The following is a 20034-nucleotide window of genomic DNA, read 5'->3' as shown; positions in this document are numbered from 1 at the left end:
TTTTAAATTATTTCTTGTATTTATAATGAGTTACCAATTCCTACCAAAACGATTGCAAGCATAATAAGCCCAATTCCCCAGAAAAAAGTTCTTAATGTTTTTTTAGAAACTCCTTTCCATTCTTTCAAATAAAATCCCCAAAAATTTGCCGTTAAAATGATGGTTGCCATATGAAGAATCCATGAACTGGCACCATTTCCAAGTTTGCTTTCTCCCATTCCGTAAAAGAAAAACTGTAAAAACCACATGGTTCCAGCAAGAGCAGAAAACAAAACGTTTTTTGTTATTGGAGTAGATTTGTCGGTATAATTTTTAATTGATTTGTTTTTAAAATTCAAATAAAGACACCAGATAAAGTTGGTTGTAAGTCCTCCCCAAAGCAGCACAACATAAGTCACGTTATTTTGAAATAACGGATTAGCGCCATTTATTACAGCATGTTCTGCCATTGATTTTCCAGCCTCAATTCCATAATTGAAGAATGAGCTTAAAATTCCTGAAATCACGGCTACAATAAGACCTTTTACTAAATTGAAGTCTTTGTCCTTATCTTCATGGCCAGTGGCAAAATCCTTCTCTTTCAGCATTCCTGCTTTTCCTGAGATTGCAATTCCAATCAGATACACTACAACTCCTATTAAAACCAGCTGTCCGCCAGAATTAGAAAGCATATGAGAGAATGATATTTTGCCTTCAGTCGGAACGATATCATAATAAATTGACGGAACTAAAGCTCCAAATGCAGAACAAAATCCTAAAGTAATGGAGTTTCCTAAAGACATTCCTAAGTAGCGAACGCCCAAACCATAAGTTAAACCGCCTATTCCCCAGATTAAACCCATTGTAAAAGTGAAAGTTTTTATTGATGGAGAAGCTGCTGCAATAATTTCAGTAAAATTTGGAATCGTTAAGTAAGCTGCAATTGGCGGAACAATCAGCCAAGAGAAAAATCCGCCCACAAGCCAATAGCTTTCCCAAGCCCAATCTTTCACTTTTTTAAAAGGCATATAAAAACTACCCGAAGAAAATCCTCCGATAGAATGAAAAATGATTCCTAATAATGATTCCATATTATTGTTTTTGGTTTAGGTTAGGTTTGTTAGTATTTGGTTTTGTAAAATAAGAGAATGTCAAAAAGAAAACTGTCCTGTACTATCCTTTACGGATTTCATATTTTTTGTTAAAACTAAAGATTATTAGAAATAAGGGCTTGCAATTATTGGGTAAATAAATTTAAAATGGCTATTTTAGCAATCGATTTCGTAATTATTAATTCTTCATTTGGGTTAAAATTCAGAAATCATAAAAAAAAGATTACAAGCCTTGTCAATTTCTCTTTTTCATTATAAAAATGATTCTGCTTAACAGATTCTTTTTATAGAAGAGATTTTTTTAAATTATTTAGAATTAAAAAGAGTCACGTTGAAATACGAGACAGATTTCCTCAAAATGAACATGATTAAACTTATTAAAATAGATGAAGATTCTCGAGTTCCTAAATACAAGCAGATTGTAGACTCTATTCTTCAGAACATCGCTAACGGAAATTTAAAAATCAATCAAAAAATTCCTTCTATAAATAGTTTCAGCGAAGAGTTTTATATGTCTCGTGATACTGTTGAGAAAGCTTATAACATTTTAAAAGAAAGAAAAATCATTTCTTCGATTAGAGGAAAAGGCTATTATATTACCCGAACAAAATTAGAATCTAAAGTCAATATTTTGTTTTTGACCAACAAATTGAGTTCTTATAAAATGAAAACCTATAGTTCATTCATTGATACTCTAGGAGCCAACGCTCATGTTGATCTTCAAATTTACCACTGCGACGAAACTTTATTTTTGAATATCTTAGATAAGTTTGAAGGAGCTTACGATTATTATGTCATTACAACGCACTTTAAGACAGACGAATTAAGGCATTTAAGTTTTACTGATGATGTGGTAAGCGCCATCAAAAAAATTCCGCAAGAAAAACTGGTTATTTTAGATAACATTAAATTAGGAACGGGTGACGATGTCATTAAGATTTATCAGGATTTTGAAAATGATATTTATAATGCCTTAAAAGAAGGTCTTTCTAAAATTGCAAAATATAAACGATTAATTCTAGTATACCCGGATAAAGCTGTTTACCCTTATCCTAGACGAATTTTACACGGATTTAGAAAATTCTGTGTGGAACATGAAATTAATTTTGAAATTCTAAGTGAGGTTTATGATGATATGATTCTTAAAAAAGGAGATTTATTTATCACCATTGAAGAGTCTGATCTAGTGAATTTAATGAAGCAGATTCGTGATGAAGAATTTGTTTTGGGAAAAGAGATTGGCGTCATTTCTTATAACGACACTCCGCTAAAAGAATTATTGGGTATTACCGTTATGTCTACCGATTTCAATATTATGGGAGAAACAGCGGCGAGAATGATTCTGAACAAAGAAAAAGCACAGGTAAAAGTTCCTTTTAATTTTATTGATAGAAATTCTATTTAAGGTACTAAGGTTCTAAAATGCTTATATACTAAGTTTTTTTAATCTAGAGTCTTAGCATCTTAGAACCTTAGCATCTTATTTTTTATCATACGGAATGTACTGATCCCATTCCCATGGCGTATAAGTGTCTTTTATTCCTGTTTCCAGTAAATATTTCATTATTTCGCCTGTTTTATAGCTGTTCGACATAATCAGCATACCGATGCCTTTGTCTGAAAATACAATGCTATAATTTTGAAAACCTGATCCCTGACCTTCTTTAAAGGCACCATATCCATAAGGTGTTTTTACTATTCCCCAACCTAGGCCATACGAAAGCTCTGTTTTATCATTCCAATTTCCGTCTTCTAACGCTCCAGGTCCAAACTGATTTTTGGAACGAATACGAATCTGCGGACTGAACATTTCTTTATATGACTTAGCGCTAAGTATTTTTTTGTTTAAAACAGCCGTTATAAACTTACTATAATCCTCAATCGTAGTTTCTAGCGTTCCCGCTCCTCTTGGCGCGTTGTCTTTGTCTTTTTCCTGGATCTTTCCATCATTATCATATCCATAGGCAAAATCTTTTTCGAATTTTTCCTGCCAGCGATAACTTGAATTAGTCATTCCCAACGGCTTGAATACTTTTTCTTGAGCCAAATCTTCTAAAGTTCTTCCTGTAATTTTTTCTAATACCACCTGAAGATAAGTAAGTCCTTCTCCCGAATAACTATATCGGGTTCCGGGCTCAAACTTAATTTTCAGTTTTTCATCCGGCTCAAACCATCGCCAATTCGGCAATCCCGATGTATGGTCTAGACACATTCTGGCTGTAATCTTTTTATATTCGGGATACGATTTCAATTCCTTAAAATCTTCATGCCATACTTTAAAATCATAATCGTATATAGGTTTAGGAAGATAATCCTGAAGCGGTTTATCTAAACTTATTAGCCCTTCGTCAACCAATTTCAAAACCAAAACAGCAAATACTGCTTTGCTCAAAGAAGCTCCGTAAAGATTGGTCTGCAGTTCTAATTTCTTTTTAGCCTCGACGTTACCAAAACCAAAAGTTTTGGTGTATATAGGTTTTTTAGAATTAAAAACTGATATGGCTAATCCTTTTACGTCGGCTTTAGCCATAAGACTTTCAATTGTGGCTGTCAAACTATCCGACGAAATTGTGCTCCCATCGAGTCTTTTTATTGTGGAATTCTGTCCTTGAACAGAAATGATAGTTATAAAAGAAATAGTTAAAAAAAGATTTTTCATGATTTGGTTCAGTATTAAGAATTACTTCTGCTTTACATCAAACTCTATTGAACGGCATTTGCAAAAGAGCTTGATAATAAGTCGAATAAAATGATTAGGAATTTTATGATTAGTTTAAATACCATTTTTTATTATATTTCAGTCCTATAATCCCACAAATATATTCGCCATAAAAGCATAAGACAATACTGATAAATAACCATTTTTATGAAAAACATAAAAGATGATTTAAGCAAACAGCTTTTAGAGCAAAAAAACTCGGGCACTTTGCCTATGCAGGATTTAAAAGCATTTCAGGAAATTGCACAGAAATTTGCTGATTTAGAAAACGGGATTGCTGTCCTAAGCGATTTGTATAATAACAAAAGTTATATTTATTCTGGAAAAATTTCCGAAGAACTTGGTATTTTTAAAAAAGATCAGGTACAGGAAATTGAGAGTATTTGGGAAGAAGAACTTTTTGGCAAACTAAATGCTGATGACGTATTGCAAAAATATCTTTTAGAACTTCATTTTTTTCAGTTTATAAAAACCATTCCTGTAGAGGAGCGAAAAGATTTTTGCGTAATCAGCAGATTAAGAATGAATGATAAAACGTCTGGAAAATCTTTGCAGCACAAAATGTTTTATTTTTCAAATGACTATGAAGATGTAGAATTAGCGCTTTGCCTTTATAATTTTGATTTTTCTTTAGCATTACAATACGAAGGTGCGATTCTAAATACGGCGAATGGAAATATCGTAAAACAAAACGAAAAAGAGAATGAATTTTTTCTTTCTGCAAGAGAAAAAGAAATCCTTAAAATGCTTCAGGCAGGAAAGCAAAGCAAAGAAATAGCTGCTCTACTTTTTATTAGCATTAATACTGTGAGTCGCCATAGGCAAAATATTCTGGAAAAAATGAAAGTTAACAATACGGCAGAGGCATGCTCAATTGCTACGAAACTAAAGTGGATATGATTTTTTTAAGTCACTAAGTTGCTAAGGTTTTAAGATGCTAAGTTTTTTTTCCTTCTTTCATTAATAGTTATATAAAAAACCCCGCTTTATAGCGGGGTTAGTTGTATTATTTTTTTGATTCTTCGATAGAAACTTTTCTAAACTCTTTTAAAAGTTTTTCAATTTCCAAAGTCGATTTACGTGCTCTTGGTCCAGCAGCTTTAATTCCTTTTTCAGTCAAAGATTCAGCTTCAGCTTTGAATGTTTCAATTTCGGCGTTGATTTTTACTAATAAATCTTTCATGCTTATATATTGTTAAATTAAGTCACAAAAATAAAAGTTTGTGTGATAGTTACAACAATTTTGCTGTTAAATTTAATGCAGTTTTTCATTCATTTTCTTTACAATAAATTGACTTCGCTTTTTTCTAAAATGCCAGCAAACACAACGCATTAACAATCAAACACTTACTTTAAAAGTATTTTTATAACAACTGTTTTAGTACTCCGTAGAAAGTATAAAATTAAAAGTAACTTTATTCAAAAAGATGGCCTATACCTCTTCTATTTGTTAATTTTTGGAGCGTAAAAAATCCTCAAAAAAGGAAAATTTACTCAATAAGAGTTTTATTGAGGTACATATTCTTTAAAACAAATACGTCAATAATGCTTTTATTAATCTTAGTTTTTATAGATTCAGATTTTCAAAATCTAAAATTGCTTAATCACACTTTTACATCTTATCTGCAAGATCTAAAAATGTGTCTTTAAAATTAATACTTTTAGTAAACCAGTTATTATTTGAAAATACTTTATTTCAACATTTAGTTTTGCAGAAAGCTGTTTTTTCTAAGAATTAATCAAACAATGAAAAAGCAGGATAAAAACAACATTTATCCTGCTTTGAAAGTACCATTTCTATTAAGTGTACGAGTGAAAAAATATAAAAAATAAAATAAATTACATCAAAAAGTACATTGCCTTGTAATATTCCTGAAACTTTCGGTAAGAAACATTTGGCGGTAATAAACTTTTTTTAATTGTATTAGAATCCAATTTATTATCAAAAAAGGCCTTTAATTCCTTTAAAATTTCAGTTCTAGTTTTTGATTCATCAAACAAAATAAAATTATTTGTTCCTTCCAAAAACGATAAACTTCTATAGAACTGTAAATTAAATAAGCAAACTAAAACGTTGGATCCTCTTTTCTCCTGCGACAGAAAATTAAGCAATTCGTTATGATTATGTATTACAAAAACAATCCGATCAGATTCTGTGGTTACCGTTTTGTCAAAAAAAGAATTTTCCACAAAATCGAACTCTTCTTTAAACCTTCTTTTGAACATCCTTAAGAAAATCCCTTTGCTGTCAAATACTAAAACTTTTTCCTTCTGCATCTCTCCTATTTTTAAAAACATTACAAACTTAAATCGGAAAATAATTAATAATAACCCTAATATGCCATAAAACTGACACTATAAGGTTAATTTTAAACTTTTATGACGTGTATGACATTCTGTTCAACAAAAGCCAACAGCTCTTCCATTTTTCTACAATCTTTTCTGGAAATAGAAATAATATAATTGTTTTGCTCTTTTATGTATAAAAACAAAAAGTTTTTAGTCAGAATTGCTTTTTCAATTGTCGTCCATTTATGCGTTAATCTTCCTAAAGGAAATCTAATGCAGAGCTTAGAATTAGTAAATACAAACTTATATCTGCTATTTAGATTCTTAAATCTCAATAATCGCTTTGCTATCTGAAAAGTAATTCCTGAAACGGCATCTACAAAGGAATTTTCGAAAACGACAAAAAAAACAATTATGCCCAGACTTCTTATCAACCAGAGAAAAAAGTCATCTTCGAAATTAATATTGATGAAATCAGAAAAAATGAGAAGTAGTAAAATCAATATTGAAGTAAAAATAACACGTTGCTTAAACAAATGCTCGAAATACATCTTGTTCAATTTCCTTATTTCAGAAAAATTTAGAGGAAACTCTAAAAAAAAGTTTGTGGTATTCATGATTTTGTCTCAGATTAGTCTGAACACAAAATTATCTTTAAGATTTTCTCTTGAGTAGACCTAAAAGTTTTTAAAATATCATAATAAGACTTTTTAATTTTTACTTTGTAAAACCACTTTTTGAAAGCAAACAAAAAGTACGATTTTTCTATATATAATTTTATTATCAATCAATGCTCCAATAAGACATAAAAACAACAAAATAAGACATAAAAAAGACACCTATTTATTTTGTTTTCAAATAGTTAATATTAAGCAAGCTTTTATTTATTGGTTAAGATTATTTAATTATTTTTGAAATTAATCTAAAATTATTATAAATAATTTCTTACAATGTATTTACAGTCAACTGAGGAGAATTTAAGAGAAAAAATAAAAGAGCTTACTTGTCTATATGATATTTCTAAAACCATCTCTAAATCGAATTCAATAAATATTCAAACATTTTACGACATAATTGTAAGTACAAAAAATGCATGGCGTTATAGTACAGAATGTGTGGTCGAACTTCATATTAAAGATTATCATTTGTCGACATCTGAGATTATGGAACTATCCGTGTTTCAGTCCAGCACTATCATTGTAAATAAAACAAACTATGGCCATATTAAAGTGCATTATCCATCAAAAAAATACAATTTAAGTGATTTTAGTGATGATGAACAAAAGCTTCTTGATACTATTGCAATAGAAATAGGAAATTATGTTGATAAGTATCAAACCTTAGAAAGAAAAGCTGCATTGCGGCAAACTATAGAACGCATGGAGCGCCTTTCTTTATTAGGCGAAATGACTGCAGGAATAGCTCATGAACTGAATACGCCGTTGGGCAATATTCTAGGTTTTGCAGAACTGATAAAGGAACAAAATTCAGATCCTGAAATTGGTGCTGATATTTCTATAATTATCAATTCCGTTATTTACTCGCGCGAAATTGTCAAAAAACTAATGTTCTTTTCTTGTGAAATGCCACAAAAATTAGAATTGCAGGAGCTAAAACCAATCATCGTTTTTGCTCTTTCCTTCCTAAAATCCAATTTTCAGAAAAAATCAATCAGGCATGAATTAGTTTTCAAGAACGACAATATTATGGCGAAAGTAGATTCTGTTCAAATCACCCAAGTTCTCTTTAATCTTCTTATAAATGCCATTTATGCATCACCTGAAAAGAGCATTATTAAAATAATAGTTAATGATGATGATGCTAATTTGTATTTAAAAATTGAAGACAACGGAACAGGGATTCCTGACTCCATAAAAGAAAAAATATTCGAACCTTTTTTTTCAACCAAACCTGTCAATTATGGATGCGGTCTTGGTTTGAGTGTAGTTCATGGCATCATTAAAAATCATAACGGAGAGATTACGCTCCAAAACAATTTTCCAAGCGGATCGATTTTTACCATTCGAATCCCTTTATCTTAAATATCATGACTTTTAGAAAAGAAAACATATTGGTTGTCGATGATAACAATGATATGCTGGATTTAATTCAAAGACAATTAAAATCTTTTAACTACCGTACATACAAAGCTTCTTCTGTAAATGAAGCTATTGAAGTCTTAAAAAACTCAGAAATAGATTTATTAATAAGTGACCTAAATATGCCAAACATTAATGGCATAGAATTGCTAAAATATACGCAAGAACATTATCCAGCAATACCAAAATTGGTTATATCAGGAATACCTTCTGTGTATAATATTGTTAATGCTATGAAATCTGGCGCTTTAGATTATCTGACAAAACCATTTACAAGCGAAGAACTTCATAAGGCGATATTAGATTCACTGAAGAAAAGAATACCCGCTTCTAAATCTCCGGACCTTTCTTTAGAATTAAATAATGCAAATGCATATGGCAATCTTATTGGAAACTCGAAGCAAATTAAAGATTTAATCGAGACGATAAATCGTGTGAAAGATACCCGAGCAACTGTTCTTATAGAGGGAGAAAGCGGTACTGGAAAAGAGTTGATTGCCAGAGCCATACATTTTACAAGCAAAATAGCTGACAAACCTTTTATTGCTGTAAACTGCGCGGGAATACCTGAAAACTTAATAGAATCAGAACTGTTTGGCCATGTAAAAGGTTCCTTTACAGGTGCGACAGAAAGTCGTATAGGTTTATTTCAGGCCGCTTCTGGAGGCACTATTTTCTTAGATGAAATTGGAGATGCTCCCATGTCTGTACAAGTTAAACTATTGCGTGTAATCCAAGAAAAAGAAATTTTAAGGGTCGGCGCTACAAAACCAGAAAAAATTGATGTCAGAATTTTGTCTGCGACAAACAGTAATCTGGAAGAATTGGTTTTAAAAGGTTTATTTAGAGAAGATTTGTATTACAGAATAAATGTGATTAATATTAAAACGACACCTCTGCGAGACCGCAAAGAAGACTTGCAATCCTTAATAAATCTTTTTATTGAGAAATATTCACTAGAATATAAAAAAGCAAATATTCAAATAAATGACAAAGCAATTGAAGTCTTACAGCGATACAGCTGGCCCGGAAATGTGCGTGAACTCGAAAATGTTATTCACAGATTGGTTATTATGAACGATGACAACATCACTTTGAATCATATTCCAGAACATTTAAAATATCACATTCCTTCGTCTGATACTATTTTCAAATCCTTAAAAGAATACGAGAAAGAACAAATTATAAAAGTCTTAACAGCTGTCAACAACAACAAAACAAAAGCAGCTCAAATACTTCAAATTGACAGAAAGACTTTAAATCAAAAAATCCTTTAAAAATGGGGATATATTCCTCAGCTATTCAAAATTTACCTATACTATTTGTATATTTTAGAAAAGGCTTGAATACAATATACTGATTTACAAAATACTATAAAAAGAGGCACATCTTTTGCCTTTAAAAGGCAAAAAAGTATTAAAATAAATCAAAATCATTATCAAAATGATCAAACTAGAACACAAAAAGTATTCAAGCACATTTTTTTTTAAAATACAATCAAATTTTTCTCAGTTCCTAATTCTAATTTACTTCTTAATCACTCTTAAAAACTATATTTATAGTATTTTTACCACAAAAAAGTTAAGACGATTTCATAACACTACCCCAAACTTTTAAGTTTTATCGTATTGCTATGGCAATTTAAGTTATCAACAATTAGCATACTTCTAATTATCAATAACTTATACAACAAAAAATACATTTCTTTTATTAAAAAACTTAACTTTATAATACAAATCCACATTTCCATGAAAATAATTAAACATTATTATGATGCTGATCTTTCTTGGGTAGAACATTATGCTGCACAAATTGGAGGAAAAATTGAAGGAAACTTTATCAAATTGCCTGAGGACTCCCAAACAGGAATTCGATATTTTTTAGACTGTGGCGAAGGTATTTTTGCCTACTACATAAATGTAGAATATAAAAGAAACTTCAAATTGATACAGCAGAATTTGAACCAGGATTTTGTTGGATTTTACTACAATCTCACAGAAGGTGAAGCTACTGTAAGCACCGATTTTCTTGTTTATAATGTTGGCAGATGGAATTATAATTTAGCTGTAATCGACGGATCGCTGGAATCTGAGTATAATGTAACAAAAGGAAGCAAAACTTTTGCTTTATGTCTTTTCATAAAAAAGAGTATGATAAAAACCTTTACTCAAAAGAACAACATTGTAATTCAAAACATTGACGCCATACTTGATCCTAAAGAAAACACAATGGTTCGCTTTGACAGAATGAGCAGCGATAGCTTTCATATATTAAACGATCTTAGAAAATTGGAAGTGGGAGGAGCTATTTTCGATCTGCATCTTAAAGGCACTGTGCATTTATTGATTTCAAATTATCTAAAAAAAATAGCCACCAAAAAAATCATTATCCAGACTGTCAACAAAACAGATTTAAGCCACATTATCAAGATGCAAATGTATTTGATTGATCATTTGAAAGATCACTTTCCTAGCATTACACATATGGCCAAAATGTGTAATATGTCAGAGTCAAAATTTAAGACTTTGTTTAAGAAAATAACTGGAAATACCGCTAATGTTTTTTTCATGGAAAATAAACTTTTGCTAGCCAAAGAGCTTCTTGAAAATAAAGAGCTGACTATTTCACAAATTTCAGATGAGCTAAATTTTACTAATAACTCTTATTTCGCATCAAAATTTAAAGAACATTTCGGGATATCTCCTAAGTCCTTTTGTAAACAGCTGTAAAGCTCTATCAATAATGAGAAATAAATTAAGTCTATGAGAAAAGTTACGCATTATTACAGTTTAACGCCCGAATGGCAATACGATTTAGCAAAACAACTAAATACAGAGCTAATACAGGATAAGCTTATTATTCTCCCCGATGATATAGGAAAAGGCTTTTTTTACTTTTCTCCAGTAATGGAAGGCATTTCAGTTGTTTATGCTGATGTAACGCCATTAGCACCTTTTAAACTGACAAGAAAAAAATCTGAAAACGAATTATATATTTTCCATTTTGATTTGAGCGAACATATCAATCTGATTAAAATCGACGAGGTTGATTATGAAATTGGCGCTTTCAATCAATTGGATTTAGCTATTCTTGACAATCAGATAGAAAGCACATTCATACCAACGGTAAACGAAAGGATTATTGCTCTAAGACTGCTTATTGATAAAAAGCTGCTTCATGATTTTATTGAGAAATTTAAAAAAAAGGAAAATGCCTTTAATCATAATCAAACAACAAAAAAAGTCTTTTACCATTACGGCAATATCGACAGCAACAGCATACTACTAATCAACTCTTTAAAGACTAAGGATGTTACTGATCTCTCATATGATTCATATATAAAAGGAATTTCATTAAAAGTGCTGGGCAATTTCTTTAATAAATTTTATGAATCAAAACATGAGGATACAAAACTTACCAAGATTGAAAATGAATTTATGGAGAAGACAAAAAACTATCTGCTAAATAATATGCATGGTCCTTTTCCTTCTTTAACATTTCTGGCAAGCATGGCGGGAATGTCAGCGTCTAAGTATAAAAGCCTGTTCAAAAAACGTTTTCAAAACAGCCCAAAAAATTATTTTATAGAAGAGAAAATGAAATTCGCCCAAAAACTTTTGAAAAGCGGACAGTATTCAACCTTATCTGAAGTCATGTATGAATTGAACTATACAAAACTCAACTATTTTAACACTAAATATTATGAGCAACTAAATAGAAAACCCATAGACGATTTTGTAAAAAAAGCCCGCTAAAACAGAAAATGTAGTAATAAAAAACCGCTGTACCAATAAAACGATAAACAGCGGTTAGTCAAAAAATAACCGGTTTCTATTTATTTGAAACTAATTATAAACTCTGAACGTCTATTAACTTCATGTTCTTTTTCAGAACATATAACCCCATTCAAACAATGGTTTAGTAAGTGCGTTTCTCCAAAACCTTCTCCACTAATCCTATCTTTTGAAATACCCGCATTTACAATATAATCCACTGTAGATTTAGCTCTATTTTGGGAAAGTCTCATATTAAATTCATCCCTTCCTCTACTGTCAGTATATGAATTTACTTTTATCGAAATATTTGGACGGTCTTTCATTAAGGCTATAACTTTACCCAGTTCTTTCTGAGATGATTGTCTAATATTATATCCATTAAAATCAAAGTAAATTGGACTTAGTTTTAACTTTTCTGTCAAATCGTCACCATCCTTGATTTTTACTTTTTCACCTTCTACCACAACTTCCATTTCTCTAATTATTTCAAAACTCATTTCCTTTTTCTCTAAAGGTTTTAGCAATCCTGTGTTTAAAGTTTTATCCGCATAATGTTGTTTTGTATAGACCACTTTATAGTTTTGATACGGGTCTAATAAAATTTCATATTTTCCTTGGCTATCTGTTTTAAGCGTAGCGATACTTTCATCTTTTGCATTAAACAATTGCGCATTAAAGTCCGCTATTGGACGTCCATTTTCGGTAATAGTACCAAAAACTGTTGATCTGTAATCAAAATCAAAAGTTACAGGTTTGTTTTCCGTAAAACCGTATATGTCATCATTTCCATTTCTATCTGATGAAAAATAACCTTTTTTATTCTCGAAATTGAAAGTATAGGCAAAATCATCTGAAGCGCTATTAACACCATCTCCTAAATTTACAACATGGTATTTTCCATTACTGTCTTTAATTGCTGCAAATATATCTAATCCACCAAGTCCAGGATGCCCATCAGAAGCAAAATATAATATTCCTGAGCTATCCATAAAAGGAAATGTTTCTCTACCAAGAGTATTAATTTCGTCACCCAATTTGGTAACATCATTACTAGTCAGCACTCCATTTTTCAAACTTACTACATATAAATCTGAATTTCCGAAACTGTTATTGCGATCAGAAGCAAAAAACAATTGTGTTTCGTCTGGACTTAAAGCAGGGTGTGCAGAAGAAAAACCATCACTATTTATAGGATAAGGCAGCTCTTTAACATTTTTCCACTTGCCATCGATATTCTGTGCAGTATAAATCTTCAAATAGGTTGTTCCTTTTTTATCTTCTCCAAGTTTTCCGTTAATATAATTGTTTCTTGTAAAAAACATGGTTTTCCCGTCTTTGGTAACAGCAGGAGAGCTTTGATGATAGGCTGTGTTGATATCTCCCTTCAAAAGAATTGGATTTTGTAGTCCGCCATCAGCTGTAATTTCAGCTTCATACAATTTTAAGAATGCTTTTTCGTTCCAGCTGTGTTTTCTTTTAAAAATTACTCCTGTATCTTTTGCAGAAGTATACAATACTTTATTTTCACCATAAAAAGAACCTCCAAAATCTGAAGCGGGAGTATTAATTCCAACTGAATTAAAATTATAACGACCAGATTGTCTTTTAATTCCATCCATTAATTTTGTCTCATTCCAGTCTTTGCTTAAATCTGTTTTGCCAGAACTAGCATAATAAGATTTCATTACTGTTTCTGCTTCATTGTATTTCTTAGCATTATTTAAAGTTTGAGCATATCTGAAATAATACTCTGGATTAAATTTAGTCGAAAAATTTACAACCTTAGCATAACATTTTTCAGCCTCTGGATAGTTTCCATTATAATAATAAGAATCTCCTAACCTTTTATACAGCTCAATTGAATTATTTCCATTGCTTAGCTGGCCCTCATATAATTTAATCGCTTTAATAAAAGCAAATCTATTATATGCTTCATTTGCTTTCTGCATTTGTTTATTTTGAGCATTTATATTTCCTATACTAAATAGGCAAGCAATCAAAAAAACAAAAACAAAATTTATATTTTTACTACACATGATTATTTTTTTGGTATTAAATGTTATTAGAAAAATCTTGGCGTAACTAATCTCGATTTTGATCTGTTTATCAAATCAAATCTTAAGAAAATTTCATGTGAGCCAGAATTATAATTACCAATATTAGAAGTATCGTAATCATATCCATAGCCTATTTGAATACCATCTGTGACCTGAAAACCTGCGAGTGCACTTACTGCAGCATCCCAACGATATGCAGCACCAATAGTAAATTTATCATTGAAAAGGAAATTTGCAGAAACATCTACAGCGATCGGTGCTCCTGGAACTGCTTTTATTAATGCCGCTGGTTTAAACTTCAAATATGGGTTTAAATCGAACACATAGCCTCCTATCAAATAAACATGCGATTTTGATGAATAGGTTGTTTCCTTACCTTTAACATCATTATAATAAGAGGTTCTTAACAGCTGTGGAGACGATAACCCCACATACCAGTTATAAGAATGTATATAAAATCCAACACCAACATTTGGTGAAAACTTCGAAACCTGTCCTGACATATAAGGGTCATTAGGATTCTGCATTTTTAATTTAGTATAATCCACATCAAAATTGTTGAATCCTCCAGAAATACCAAATGAATACTTTACATCTGTGCTTCCGTAAATAGTATAAGAATAGTTAAGTGTTGCTCCTGTAGAGGTTGTTGGTCCTATTTTATCGCTTACAACGTTTAAGCCTAAACCGCTATGCATTCCAACAGGCGACTGAATAGAAAAATTCATTGTTTTTGGAGCTCCATCTAGACCAATCCATTGAGTTCTGTATAACCCCATTGCCGTAGGTATTTCTCTTGATCCTGTATAACCTGGGTTGAAGGTCATCGTATTATACATATACTGTGTATATTGGGATTCCTGCTGTGCAGAAGCACTCCAAATTCCAAAAAACAATAGTATTGCTGCTTTTAAAACTTTTTTCATTACTTACCAATTATTTTTTTTAAATTATTAATGATTACTACTTCTGGTTATTTAATAATTATAGCAAAATATTATGGCGCAAAATTCCTTCTATTCTCACATTTATATTACCAGTAAAAGTTTTTAATACAACAGATTAAGACAATGTTTTTCTAAAACACAAAAAATTAAGCTCTTATCTATCAATCATTTAAAAACAAAACATCCTTCAAAAATGAATTAGTAATTTACAATGGTAGAGTTAATTGCATCAAATCAAAAAAATCTATGCTTCTCTCCATCAAAAAAAACATCTCATAGCATTTTACTAAAAATCAAAAAAAATGAGAGGATAAATCCTCTCATTTCATTGCTATCAAATTATTAAAAACCAAGAATAGGAATCAATTCCAAAAACGATATCTACTATGGTAATTTATAATTCAAATATCCTATATACATATTACTTACACTATCAATAAAAGTTTTTAAAATTGTATAATAAGACATCTTTTTATTTAAAATTTTCTGCTTCTGATTCACTACTTCGGCTTCATTCGGCTTTAGAAATGAATAATATAAAAAAAGGACTGCAAAAGCAGTCCTTTTTTTATATTATTATTGATTATTTATATAAAGATATGCTGATTTTTGAACCATTTTTCCGTTATCTTCATATTCTAAAGTATAAAAATAGGTTCCTGTTGGAAGTTTGTCTCCTTTCAGTACTGTGGCTCTTCCATCTGAGAACCCTTCAAAAGGATTCGTTACATTGTCGTAGCCTTTTTTCTCGTATACTTTAACACCATATCGATTGTAAATTGTAACCGTATTATTTGGAAAACAGTCGATGCCTTTAATTACAAAAGTATCGTTGATGCCATCTCCGTTTGGTGATATTGCATTGAATACTTCCAGACATGATACATAAATGGTCTGCGTGAACTTATTCTGATTGCCGCATTCATCTTCCGCAGTCCATGTTCTGATCAAAGAGTATCTTCCCGTGCAGTCTCCCTCTGCTTTCACTTCACTATAACTTACAGCCGCACTGCTGCAGTTGTCTGTCGCTGTAAGCGTGACAGCATCTGGGATGGTATCGCAATTTGCATAAACTTCTTTTGCAGGAAGTGTCTCCACAAAAACAGGTGCTGTCGTGTCTGCAACGTTTACAGTCTGCGTGTGCACGGTCTGGTTGCCGCAGGCATCAGATGCCGTCCAGGTTCTGATCAGCTGGTAGTTTCCTGAACAGCTTCCATTTACTTTCACCTCATTGTAGCTTACTGTCGCCGCCGAACAGTTATCTGTCGCTGTAAGCGTTGCCGCCGCAGGAACAGCCGCTGAACATTCTACCGTAACATTTGCGGGCAATGCCCCAACAAAGGCTGGTTTAGTTGTATCTATCGCTGTGATGGTCTGAACCAGTTCCGTTTTCAATCCTCCGCAGTCTGTCAGTGTATAGGTTCTGGTTACAATATAAGGGCTGGAACTGCATCCCGAGCCTCCATTATTGGTGTCTGCTACTGTTACCGTTACTGAATTGTTACAATTGCTGCTCAGGTTAGTTACCGCATTTATGCTCGCCACGGGAATGTCTCCAATGCACTGGACTGTAAGATTGGCCGGTGCCGTGCCCTGCGGCGCAACCGTATTATCGATCGTATAGGTGTATACCCAATCATGCTTATTTCCTGCACAATCTGTAAAGGTGTATGTGTAAGTTTCAACACCGTTACAAGATGGCACTGCCGAAATAGCTGGTGCAGATGGCGTTAATACATTACCGCAGTTATCTCGCACTTCTGGAACCACTGGTGCTGTTACTGCCGAAGCACAAGCTACAGTCCTTCCTTGATCTGCTGGCATTACAAAATCTGCTCTCTCAAGCGTGAAGGTCTGTGTTACAGATGTCGTGTTCAATACGGTATCTTCTCCCGCATCTCTCACTTTATTATTGTTCGGATCGGCATATTCTGTTACTGTGTAAGTTCTAGTTACATCTCCGTTACATGACGGTTCAGAGCTGTTTGAAGCCGTAATCTCAATCACTCCGCATGGGATAGCTCCAATTTTTCCATCTCCGTTTCCTAAGGCTTCGTATTCTGCTTTTGTCAGACTTGTCGCAGTAGGCATTTGATCATAACATGTTATAGCCGTAACTGGGAATGTTGGCACTGAAACTTCATACACACAGCAGATTGGCGCTATATTAGCTACAGCAACTGTGTTACAAGCATTAGCATCTGCAACGCTTACATTATAATCTACTCCTGCCAAAATTTTATCAGAAGTCCAATCATTTCCATTCCATGTTCCAGGAGCTCCTGTACCAGTTACCGTATAAGGCGCCTGCCCTGTAACGCTGAAGCTCAAGACATAGCCCGTTCCGTCTGCCGCGCATAGCGTAGACTCTGTGCCGTTTAATGCTAATAAGGCATTCTCAGTTACCGTTACCGGCTCAATTGCAGATTTGCATCCCGCTGATGACGTTCCCTGAATATAATAGGTCCCCGCTGTTACTGCAGCTGGATCTGCTAAAACTGATGTTCCTGCAAGATCTGTATAGTAAGCATACGATGATACTCCCGTGCTTCCTGCTGTTACCGCAGCTGCTGTCAGGTCAACTGCTGTGCCTGAACATACTGCTGCAGGATTTGTTATTGCCACAGTTGGTGTTGGGTTTACTGTCACCACTACAGGCTCAATTGCTGATTTGCATCCCTCAGATGACGTTCCCTGAATATAATACGTGCCATCGGCTGTTACCGCATTAGGATTGGCTAAGGCTGATGTTCCCGCCGCATCTGTAAAGTAGGCATACGATGCCACTTCAACACTTCCTGCTGTCACAGCTGCTGCCGTTAAATCTACAGATGTGCCTGAACATACGACTGCAGGGTTCGTAATTGCTACAGTTGGCGTTGGGTTTACTGTAACCGTTACCGATTGTATGGCAGATTTGCATCCCTCTGCCGATGTTCCCTGAATATAGTACGTGCCATCCGCTGTCACTGCATTTGGATTGGCTAAAGCTGATGTTCCCGCCGCATCTGTAAAATAGGCATACGATGCCACTCCAACACTTCCTGCCGTTACCGCTGGCGCTGTAAGGTCAACCGATATGCCTGAACATACGGCTGCAGGGTTAGTAATTGCTATCGTTGGCGTTGGGTTTACTGTAACCGTTACCGATTGTATTGCAGATTTGCATCCCTCTGCCGATGTTCCCTGAATATAATACGTGCCATCCGCTGTTACCGCATTAGGATTGGCTAAAGCTGATGTTCCCGCCGCATCTGTAAAATAGGCATACGATGCCACTCCAACACTTCCTGCTGTCACAGCTGCTGCCGTTAAATCTACAGATGTGCCTGAACATACGGCCGCAGGATTGGTAACTGCTACTGTCGGCGTCAGGTTAACCGTTACTGTTACTGGTTCAATAGCAGACTTGCATCCTGATGCCGTTGTACCCTGTATGTAATAGGTTCCGTCTGCCGTTACTGCACTTGGATTCGCCAAAACAGCTGTGCCTAAAGCATCAGTAAAATAAGCATATGTTAAATTTGCTGTGCTTCCTGCCGTTATCCCTGCCGCTGTCAAATCTACAGAAGTTCCTGAACATACTGCTGCTGGATTAGTAATCGCTACTGTTGGCGTAGGGTTAACTGTTACCGTTGCAAAGCCCGTCTGCAGCTGTTCGCATGCATTTGTGCTGCCCTCGGTAACGCTCACAAGAGAATAGATAAAGGTTCCCGCCGTTCCCGTTGGAACTGAAACTGTCGCTGTGCTTCCTCCTGATGTGGAAGCGGTCTGGTCGGCTCCTCCGTTAATTTTATATCTGAACGTATACGGAGCAGAGCCTCCCGATGCTCTGAATGTTATTTCAGGGCTTGCATCATTCTGGCAGACTTCTGAATCCGTGCTTGAAATCGTTGCCGTAGGCAGCTCATTCACTTTAATGGCTGCAGAACCGGTCTGCGGCTGCCCGCATGAAGAATTGTCACTTACGCTTGCAAGTTCGTATATAAGGTCTCCTGATGCATTTGTAGGTGCTGCAACAGTTACAGAGCTGCCGCTTACTGTAGTTATGCTCTGTTCCGCTCCTCCATTAACCGTATATTTGAATGTGTATGGCTCCGTACCGTTTGCTCCAGTAAAGGTTACAAGCGGCGATGTGCCGTTTTTGCAGACTTCTGCAGCGCCTGAAATAGCAGCTGTCGGCAATGTTTTTACCGTAATTGTCGCTGTTCCGGTTTGGGTCTGCGTGCAGGCTGTACTGCTGTTATCTTTTACGCTTGCCAAACTATAGACGAAATCTCCTGTGCTATCTGTCGGAGCTTCAACAGTTGCCGAATTGCCAGAAGTTGTCGTTATGGTTTGATCGTCTCCGCCATTTATTTTGTACGTAAAAGTATAAGGCGCCGTGCCGCCAGTTCCCGTAAAGGTAACTGCTGGCGCTGTACCGTTTTGGCAGATCGTAGCTGTTCCTGAAATTGCTGCAGTTGGCAGCGGATTTATCGTTACCGTTGTAAAACCGTTTTGAGTCTGGGCGCAGGCTGTTGAACTGCTGTCCTGCACGCTAACCAAAGTATAGACAAAACTTCCTGAAACAGCCGTAGGAGCTGCAACATTTACTGAATTTCCAGATACAGTTGATACAGTTAAATTACTACCTCCATTAATATTATAAGTAAAAGTATAAGGCGCCGTTCCGTTTGCTCCTGTAAAGGTAACCACTGGAGAAATTCCTCCCAGACAGACCGCTCCTGTTGCCACAACATTTGCTGTAGGCAATGGATTAACCGTAACCACAACCGGCACTACAGAATAGCATCCGTTTGCATTGGTTCCTTTTATGTAATACGTGCCAGATTCTGCCACTGCACTATAATTTACCAGTGCAACCGTTGCATCGGCATCTGCAAAATAGCTGTACGTTAAACCAGCCGCGCTTCCTGCTGTTACGGCTGGGGCAGATAAATCTACCGTTGTACCGTCGCAGACCACATTTGGGTTTGTTATATTAATTACAGGATCTGGGTTTACCGTTACTGTAGTCGTGTATGTATTATCGCATCCGCCTGCATGCGACACT

General features: G+C 34.3%; 13 protein-coding genes. 6 read left to right on the top strand and 7 right to left on the bottom strand.

The features are described 5' to 3' along the window. Positions 1-20 precede the first annotated feature (20 nt). On the bottom strand, positions 21-1070 hold the full coding sequence (gene rhaT / locus GR162_RS07605; RefSeq protein ID WP_008467632.1) for an L-rhamnose/proton symporter RhaT: 1050 nt from the start codon (positions 1068-1070) through the stop codon (positions 21-23). A gap of 385 nt (positions 1071-1455) precedes the next feature. On the opposite strand from rhaT, the gene GR162_RS07600 reads away from it, so the two are divergent. After that, entirely contained in the window at positions 1456-2496 is a 1041-nt protein-coding gene (locus GR162_RS07600; RefSeq protein WP_066035194.1) for a GntR family transcriptional regulator, read from the top strand. 75 nt (positions 2497-2571) lie between these two features. Here the strand turns inward: GR162_RS07600 and GR162_RS07595 are convergent, their stop codons facing one another. Further along, positions 2572-3750, bottom strand: a complete 1179-nt coding sequence (locus GR162_RS07595; protein WP_160781625.1) for a serine hydrolase — start codon at positions 3748-3750, stop codon at positions 2572-2574. A gap of 207 nt (positions 3751-3957) precedes the next feature. Between GR162_RS07595 and GR162_RS07590 the strand changes: the two genes are divergently transcribed. Further along, positions 3958-4710 (top strand): response regulator transcription factor, encoded by a 753-nt coding sequence (locus GR162_RS07590; protein ID WP_008467638.1) that lies wholly within the window; start codon positions 3958-3960, stop codon positions 4708-4710. Between the two features lie 106 nt (positions 4711-4816). Here the strand turns inward: GR162_RS07590 and GR162_RS07585 are convergent, their stop codons facing one another. Both GR162_RS07585 and GR162_RS07580 read right to left on the bottom strand, forming a co-directional pair. Then, complete coding sequence (locus tag GR162_RS07585) at positions 4817-4993, bottom strand: histone H1 (RefSeq protein WP_008467640.1); 177 nt, start codon at positions 4991-4993, stop codon at positions 4817-4819. Between the two features lie 656 nt (positions 4994-5649). Then, positions 5650-6087: a hypothetical protein gene (locus GR162_RS07580; protein ID WP_008467641.1), complete on the bottom strand. Its 438-nt coding sequence runs from the start codon at positions 6085-6087 to the stop codon at positions 5650-5652. 962 nt (positions 6088-7049) lie between these two features. Here GR162_RS07580 and GR162_RS07575 point away from each other — a divergent pair. The 4 genes from GR162_RS07575 to GR162_RS07560 all read left to right on the top strand — a co-directional run bounded on the left by GR162_RS07575 (position 7050) and on the right by GR162_RS07560 (position 11953). Next, positions 7050-8141: a sensor histidine kinase gene (locus GR162_RS07575; RefSeq protein WP_160781624.1), complete on the top strand. Its 1092-nt coding sequence runs from the start codon at positions 7050-7052 to the stop codon at positions 8139-8141. Positions 8142-8146: 5 nt separating this feature from the next. Continuing rightward, positions 8147-9475: a sigma-54 dependent transcriptional regulator gene (locus tag GR162_RS07570; protein WP_160781623.1), complete on the top strand. Its 1329-nt coding sequence runs from the start codon at positions 8147-8149 to the stop codon at positions 9473-9475. Between the two features lie 471 nt (positions 9476-9946). Further along, positions 9947-10927, top strand: a complete 981-nt coding sequence (locus tag GR162_RS07565; protein WP_160781622.1) for a helix-turn-helix domain-containing protein — start codon at positions 9947-9949, stop codon at positions 10925-10927. 33 nt (positions 10928-10960) lie between these two features. Further along, a complete protein-coding gene (locus tag GR162_RS07560) occupies positions 10961-11953 on the top strand; it encodes an AraC family transcriptional regulator (RefSeq protein ID WP_160781621.1) in 993 nt (330 codons plus the stop codon). Between the two features lie 80 nt (positions 11954-12033). Here the strand turns inward: GR162_RS07560 and GR162_RS07555 are convergent, their stop codons facing one another. From GR162_RS07555 to GR162_RS07545, 3 genes are all read right to left on the bottom strand, one after another. Continuing rightward, complete coding sequence (locus GR162_RS07555) at positions 12034-13923, bottom strand: OmpA family protein (protein ID WP_160781620.1); 1890 nt, start codon at positions 13921-13923, stop codon at positions 12034-12036. A 113-nt stretch (positions 13924-14036) separates the two neighbouring features. Beyond that, entirely contained in the window at positions 14037-14957 is a 921-nt protein-coding gene (locus GR162_RS07550; RefSeq protein WP_160781619.1) for a type IX secretion system membrane protein PorP/SprF, read from the bottom strand. 597 nt (positions 14958-15554) lie between these two features. Next, positions 15555-20034 (bottom strand): gliding motility-associated C-terminal domain-containing protein (locus GR162_RS07545; RefSeq protein WP_160781618.1); only part of this gene is annotated, 4480 nt, incomplete at its 5' end.

Source organism: Flavobacterium sp. HBTb2-11-1 (genome assembly GCF_009826975.1).
In the GTDB taxonomy this organism is placed as follows: domain Bacteria; phylum Bacteroidota; class Bacteroidia; order Flavobacteriales; family Flavobacteriaceae; genus Flavobacterium.
This window is presented reverse-complemented; position numbering and strand designations above follow the sequence as displayed.